5 protein-coding genes and 1 pseudogene are annotated in these 6,785 nt (G+C 43.6%); 5 read left to right on the forward strand and 1 reads right to left on the reverse strand.

The annotated features are described in order from the left end of the window. Positions 1-408, reverse strand: a pseudogene (locus K4039_RS26185) (hypothetical protein); the annotation flags it as partial. A gap of 311 nt (positions 409-719) precedes the next feature. Between K4039_RS26185 and K4039_RS30040 the strand changes: the two are divergent. From K4039_RS30040 to K4039_RS26205, 5 genes are all read left to right on the forward strand, one after another. Next, on the forward strand, positions 720-965 hold the full coding sequence (locus tag K4039_RS30040) for an HNH endonuclease (protein WP_375339838.1): 246 nt from the start codon (positions 720-722) through the stop codon (positions 963-965). Between the two features lie 100 nt (positions 966-1,065). Continuing rightward, positions 1,066-1,761 carry a hypothetical protein gene (locus K4039_RS26190; protein ID WP_265239428.1) on the forward strand — a complete coding sequence of 232 codons (696 nt, stop codon included), beginning with the start codon at positions 1,066-1,068 and terminating at the stop codon, positions 1,759-1,761. After that, positions 1,758-2,528: a DUF1822 family protein gene (locus K4039_RS26195; protein ID WP_265239429.1), complete on the forward strand. Its 771-nt coding sequence runs from the start codon at positions 1,758-1,760 to the stop codon at positions 2,526-2,528. Before K4039_RS26190 ends, K4039_RS26195 begins: the two co-directional genes overlap by 4 nt. Positions 2,529-2,586: 58 nt before the next feature. Further along, complete coding sequence (locus K4039_RS26200) at positions 2,587-5,883, forward strand: CHAT domain-containing protein (protein WP_265239430.1); 3,297 nt, start codon at positions 2,587-2,589, stop codon at positions 5,881-5,883. 27 nt (positions 5,884-5,910) lie between these two features. Then, a complete protein-coding gene (locus K4039_RS26205) occupies positions 5,911-6,396 on the forward strand; it encodes a GNAT family N-acetyltransferase (protein ID WP_265239431.1) in 486 nt (161 codons plus the stop codon). The last annotated feature ends 389 nt before the right edge of the window (positions 6,397-6,785 follow it).

Here is a 6,785-nt window from a genome sequence, read left to right on the forward strand (position 1 = left end):
CAATTTTACTAGCTTTTTCATTTTAACCCTTTTTTGGCATACTCGCCAAAGTGAGATGCACCCGTAAAGTTCGGCTTGGTGGGAACGCCATAGTTGCGATTGGTAATAGCTGTGGTTGTAAAATTGAGTGCAAACTATTCGGCCACTTTGGTCGCAGACCATCCATTTTTGTAATGTAAGTTCTGGTTTAGTGCGACAGTTGAAGATACTGTGGTTGATAATTTTACCTGCAATTGTTACGCAATCTCCTGTTTTGCTATCAGCAATTCGAGTGCGTTTGAAGGCGAGATGTTCTTTCGGAAAATAGTAGAGTAGGTCTGCAATGGTGCGAAGACCTAGTTTTGTTAGTTTTTGAGCTTCTGGAACAGTAATTCCAGACAAATGTTGTAAGGTGAGAGTTAAATCCATTTTTTTTGGTTGAGTTGAATTGGCTGAGAGTTAGCCGCGAACGCGGCTCATCTCCAGAGAGCTAATTCATCTATCAACAAGGGAAGACAATTTATATCGAATTTTGTCGCAGCAACTCGGTTTTTAATAGTGGTCGCGATTAATTTGAACCATTTAATCTAGTTAAATCTTCTATTCCCGATGTGAAACTGAACGCTCCAACTGAAGCGGGTCAACTGTATCTCGTCCAATTGCAGGGGAGTTGCGTAAATTTTTAGCAGGGCTCTGATACGTAAATGAACACGTAACAGCCGTGAGGCTCCCAAAGCTTTATGTCCCCAGCTTCAAGACGCAACAAGAGGCGCCAGCTTCTGGAACTGTACGGAAACCGCTGCCACTGGTGCAAAAAGTCTATGCAGAAATCGGAAAGAACTATTGAACACTTACAGCCTAAAAGCTTGGGCGGGTCTAACGCACTCCCTAACCTGCGTTTAGCTTGCTTCACTTGCAATAACTCGCGCGGTAACAGTCCCTTTCCTCCCCGCACCGCCCGCGAATCAGCCCATACCCAGAGATAAGTCACTTACCGTTTAATAATTTTTAACTCTCTTAACACAGGTTATCGATCGACTAATGAGACAATACAGAGCAGATTAACTCGCTCTTGAAAAAAGTGGCATGGACGATCGAGATGAACGGTTAAGCACTTTAATCGCACAGGTGCGCCAAAACCCTGCCCCAAGCAGAAAATGGCGAACAGCCATGAATCAGCTATTGCGGGAAATTCAGCAACTACCAGAACTTAAAAAATCAACTCATCCAAATTATCCCGAAGCCTTAAACCTTACTTTAGAATGGGTGAGCCGCAAAATTACTCAATTTGAGCAGCGCCAGCCTTCTATTTCAACAAGTTTGAGCAATTGGGTTAACGGCTATCTGGGTTGGCGAATTCAAGATTTGTCTTCTCCTGAAAAAAATGCTCCAATTAGTTTAGATGCTCCGATTGCGGTGGATGCTGGGGCAAGAACTCGGCTCGAACAGTTACCTGATTTTACGCTCAGTGGGTTGGATGGCATGATTGAAAGCGCTCAGAAAGAAACCATTCAGCGGATTGGTCTCGAACTCGAACTTTACATCGAGCAAGATCCCGAAGAAAATCTCAGAAATAGCTATCCTCGTTCTTACCCAGAGTGCAACTGTCAATTACTCAGCTTGAGAAGAGTGTTAAAAGACCCTCCTGACAAGTTTCAAGACTTAGCAGAAGAATTAAAAGTTAAGTACACAACCCTCAATTCTCATTGGAAGAGAAAATGTGAACCACTACTGCAAGAAATAGCTAGCAATTTAGGATACGGACAGGAGCAGCAACCATGAATACCGCAGAATTACCTCTGTTAACAGTACCGATCGAGTTAAAAGCGCACGAAAGGGCGCGGCAGCTTGCTGCTGTTCAAAGTACAGTCCAAAAAGGAAAACGAGTTTACTTGAATGCGCTAGCAGTTTACGCTGTTCACAGCTATTTAAAATGGCTGCAAATTGAAACTGATTTGAATGTTTGCGATAGCTTCAATCCCGTAAAAACGGCTCTAGCTAATGTCGCGGATTTGGTAATTATAGGTACTGGTTCCCTAGAATGTCGCCCAGTTTTACCTGGTGAAACAACCATCTCTTTACCCGAAGAAGTGATAGAAAATAGGATTGGATATGTGGGAGTACAATTTAGCGATCGCCTGGACTCCGTGCAGTTATTGGGATTTGCCCCAAACTTAGATAGCTCAAATGCACCGCAACAGTTAGCGGTAGCAGAATTAATGCCGATCGACAATTTAATCGAACAGATTACTCGTTTACAATCCGCGATCGCCTTCTTAGAAACTGACGATCCAGTAGCAGTACAGGTGCGAGCTCAGATAGAAACTCAATCGCGCAGCAATATTATTGCCCAATTGGAGCGCATTTACCGAACTTGTGAGGAGTACGAGTGGCGGTACGCTGCGGGAGAAGTGTTAGCCGGTAGCACCGCAGGAGGAGAGTTGACTCGTGAAAGCGCCGACAGCGCCGACAGCGCCGACACTGATTTACAGGATTTAGCCGAAGATTTGCTGGAGAAGTTAGCAGGAATCTGGAGAGATGCTGCGTAATTTTGCGACGGATGGCTGATGTATATATGTAGTCTCCCCTTCGTAACCTTTAAAGAATATGGCAAAAGGATTCGGCCCATCGGCGAAAACTCCCCAAGCGACAAAACGCCAGAAAGCTTATTTCAAGCTAATTCAAGAGCTCCTCAAATGTCCTAGTGGCAGAGAACTCAAGATTTTAGGGAATCACACCCATCTGATTGACGCAGGTTTGGTGGAAATGATGGCAATGGTAGCTACGATTTTGGTAGCAGATAAGGAGCTTACGAGGGCTAAATTTTTAATGGGTTGGGCTGTTATTTTAACTCAAGAACTGGGATTAAACAATAATTTTTTCAGCGTCGATCCCACTATTGATTCCCAAGAAAATTTTCTCAGGCAATGGGATTTCATGCAAGAGCAAACCCGGTTTCGTTTATTCTTTCAATTATTAGACGCTATTTCAGAAAGTCACAGGAATTTCCAAACGGTTGACCAAAGGATAGTGCGAGAAATCAACCTCTTGCTTGAAGCTAACCAAGATCAACTCGATGAATGCTTTGTTAAGGTGTTACGATATCACTCGTCTGCAATGCTATCTGAAGTGCCACCCAAAGGGCAAAAAGGAATCGCTGCTCGCCTTATGATTTTGAGCTACTGCATCCATGAATTTAAAAAAGGAAATGAAGCCAATAATTTAGAGATTGCCATTGCAGGTTATGAAATTGCTGTCACCGTCTTAACCTACGAAGCTTTTCCAGAACAGTGGGCAGCTTGTCAAAACTCCCTCGGTAATGCTTATCACCGACGTTTTAAGGGCGATCGCGCCGAAAACCTAGAACGATCGATCGCCTGCTGTCAAAATGCCCTAAAAGTATTGACTCGCGAATCCTTTTCAGAAATGTGGGCAGAAATCCAACATAATTTGGCTATTGCTTATGGCAACCGAATCCGAGGAGATCGGTTAGAAAATGAAGAATTGGCGATGGAGGCTTCCAAAGCTGCAATGGAAGTTTACACCCGCGAAGCAGAGCCTAAAACATGGGCTAAAATACAAAATAATTTGGGTATTATCTATCGCGATCGCATTTGTGGCGACAAGGCGGAAAACTTGGAACAAGCGATCGCCTGTTATCAAAATGCCCTGTTATTCCGCACCCGCGAAGATTTCCCTGAACTTTGGGCCCAAACTCAAACGAATCTGGCCTCTGCCTACCGCCAGCGGCTTCATGGCGATCCGGTAGAAAACGTTGAAAAGGCGATCGTAGTTAACCTCGAAGCATTGCAAGTTTACACTCAAGACGCTTTCCCTGCCGATTGGGCCGGACTAAAAACGAATCTGGGTAATGCTTATAGAGTTTTAGCTCAACTTAAGGGCGATCGAAAGGAAAATTTAGAAATGGCTATTGCCGCCCATCAAGCTGCCTTACAAATCTTTAACCAGGATGATTTTCCTAGAGAGTGGGCTATGACTCAAATGAATATAGGCAATTGCTACCTCAGCCTTGAGCGAAATGAAGAGGCGATCGCCTATTATCGATCGGCAATGGCCGTTTTCACACCAACTGCTTTCCCAGTTGATTGTCGGAATGCTGGAGAAATGCTGGGAAACAGAGCATTTGTAGTTGCAAATTGGCAGTTAGCCATTGAGGGATACGGTATGGCTATTGAAGCTGTAGAAACCAGCCGTACTTGGGCCACTTCTGAATTTCGCCGCCAAGAAATTCTAGCAGACGCGATCGATGTTTATGCAAAGATGGTGCAAGCCTGCATCAATAACAAACAGTTAGATAAAGCTCTTGAATATGTAGAGCGATCGCGCTCTAAACGCCTCGTAGATTTAATGGCAAGCAATGACCTCTACTCAAGTGCAGAAATTCCTGCTGAAATTCAAGAGTATTTACAGGATTTTGAACGCCTACAGCAACAAATTGACAAGGAACGAGGGCGCAATCAACCTAGCAACGACTTTGATAATAGCAAACTTGATAACAGCCGCGCAGCACTAGCAGCTTACAATCAAACAATTGCCGATCTGGAAGCTGACAAACTCCTAATTTGGGAACAACTTCGCCGCCTAGATCCGGTGCTTGCGGGTCAAATTCGAGTCAATCCTCTAAAATTCGCATCCATCCAGCAACTTATCGACAAACCCACTACTGCAATTCTCAGCTTTTACACCACCGCTAGCGACACCTTTATCTTCGTGGTGCGGCAAAACCAAATTACCCTGCAAAGTTGCAACGATTTAGGATTTGAGGCGTTGCACGGGTGGATTCTCCAGCATTGGTTAGGGCAATACGTTGAGGATAAAAATTCCTGGCAAGAGCAATTGAATTGGATGCTAGCTGAAATCGCAAAATTTTTAAACTTGAATGATTTAATAGTATGGCATTTAGATGGAATTGATGAACTGATTATAATTCCTCATTTCGCCCTTCATCAAATCCCCTTCGCTGCGCTACCCATTGGAGAAAATCGCTATTTGGGAGATAAGTTTCTCATTCGGCACGCGCCTAGTTGCCAAGTGTTAGAATTCTGCCAGCAGCGTCCCTCATTCGGCAGTAACCTTAAGTGTGGCACGGTTGAAGATGCGACGGGCGACTTACCTTGCGCCAGCTTTGAAGGAGATAAACTGGCCACTCTTTATGCCATCCCGGACGATCGACGTTTAAAAGGTCGCCACCAAGCTACAGTTAATAAATATCGAGAACTAGCGCGAACCGTCCAAATCCTCCACTCCAGCCACCACGCCCAGTCCCGCCTCGACAATCCCTTAGAATCGACATTAATTTTAGGAGATGGCTGCATTACTTTAGGTCAGTTAATGACTCCTGGATGGCGTTTACCTCAGTTGTCGGATGTATTTCTATCCTGCTGCGAAACAGGATTGGGTATGATTGACATTACTGATGATGTCCTTACTTTTTCGACAGCTTTTTTGTCTGCGGGAGCTAGAAGTGTTATCAGTACGCTCTGGGCTGTTGATGATTTAGCTACGGCACTTTTTTCTATTTTTTACTATCAAGAGTGGCAGCAGGGAAAGAATCGCCCAGAAGCCATTAGAAAAGCTCAAGTTAAGTTGCGGATGCTTACGGGGGACACCCTAGCTGCTAGTTACAAACCCCAACTTAAAGAAGTGTTGAAACAGAAACTTAAAGAAACCGACACGCTCCGCAAAAGCTCTAAAGCAGAACGAGATACTTGCTCCTCCGGTTCCCAAGTTTATCGGCAATTGCATGAAGAATACCAAAAGTATGATAAAATTGGCCAACAAATTCATCAGTGTCTCAAAAATTTGGATAGAATTTGTCAAGAATCAAAGCCTTTCTCTCACCCTATTTACTGGGCAGCTTTTATAGGCGCGGGAGTTCGCTAAAAAAAATAGAGCTAAAAAAGATGTTTTATGTCCGATAATTTACTTGACCCCATCTATCATGTTGTTCGCGATCGTGAAGGTCGCGAGTACCCCTTGCGAGTGGACGGTGACGGTGGTTTATTCATTGTCAAGGTATTACAGCAAGGCTGCAAAATCGGAAATGTGCAGTGGGTTTTTCACCCACCAGGTCAAATGTGCCTTGGCGATCTAATTATTGATGATGCTGTCGTCCACACTCCTCAAAACCTGGCGATCGCACTTTTGCAGCTTGTATTTAAGCCTCAGCCCGTAGATTACCGTCGCAGAGGGCTAGGCACAGAGTTGCTGCGATTTGCGATCGCTCAAGCCCGCAGGCGTGGTGCAAGGCGGATTTACGGTTCCTTGATGCAGGAGGACATCGTTAGAAATCCAAATCTAGTTGATTGGTATAAAAAGCATGGATTTCATATAGTCCCGCCCACTTCTGAAAATGTTCCGGGCGCAGTAATGGGAATTTCTATGGATTTAAAATGAAGAAATTCATGGCATATTTAAGACTTTTTAATACGCATTTATTTAAGTATAAATGAGTAAAGTTTAAATTTTTATTTAATTAGTTGCTAATCGGAAGACTTCAGAGCATGAGCCAAAATACGTTCTGTATAATACAAAGCCAGTTGATTGCTAGGGTCATTAAAAACTGTATCAAAGGCGTGTTCAGCCCAAGGGATTTCGAGCAAAATAAGTAGTTCGACGAAATTAATTACACAAAACAACTAATATGATATACTAAAAATATCGATTTTCATTCAAAGAGGTTTTATATGTTTTTACTTCGAGATATCAATCCACTTTCGTTGGGTAGTGATAAATATGTAGTGATTAGATATTCATTGGCTCAAAACATAGTTGTAATGATGGAT

The organism is Lyngbya sp. CCAP 1446/10, assembly GCF_026130175.1.
Classification (GTDB): Bacteria; Cyanobacteriota; Cyanobacteriia; order Cyanobacteriales; family Microcoleaceae; genus Microcoleus.

Excerpts from the sequence above, each read along its gene's own strand:
- K4039_RS26200 (WP_265239430.1), top strand. The coding sequence starts at position 2,587 with ATGGCAAAAGGATTCGGCCCATCGGCGAAAACTCCCCAAGCGACAAAA.
- K4039_RS26195 (WP_265239429.1), top strand. The coding sequence starts at position 1,758 with ATGAATACCGCAGAATTACCTCTGTTAACAGTACCGATCGAGTTAAAA.
- K4039_RS26205 (WP_265239431.1), top strand. The coding sequence starts at position 5,911 with ATGTCCGATAATTTACTTGACCCCATCTATCATGTTGTTCGCGATCGT.
- K4039_RS30040 (WP_375339838.1), top strand. The coding sequence starts at position 720 with ATGTCCCCAGCTTCAAGACGCAACAAGAGGCGCCAGCTTCTGGAACTG.
- K4039_RS26190 (WP_265239428.1), top strand. The coding sequence starts at position 1,066 with ATGGACGATCGAGATGAACGGTTAAGCACTTTAATCGCACAGGTGCGC.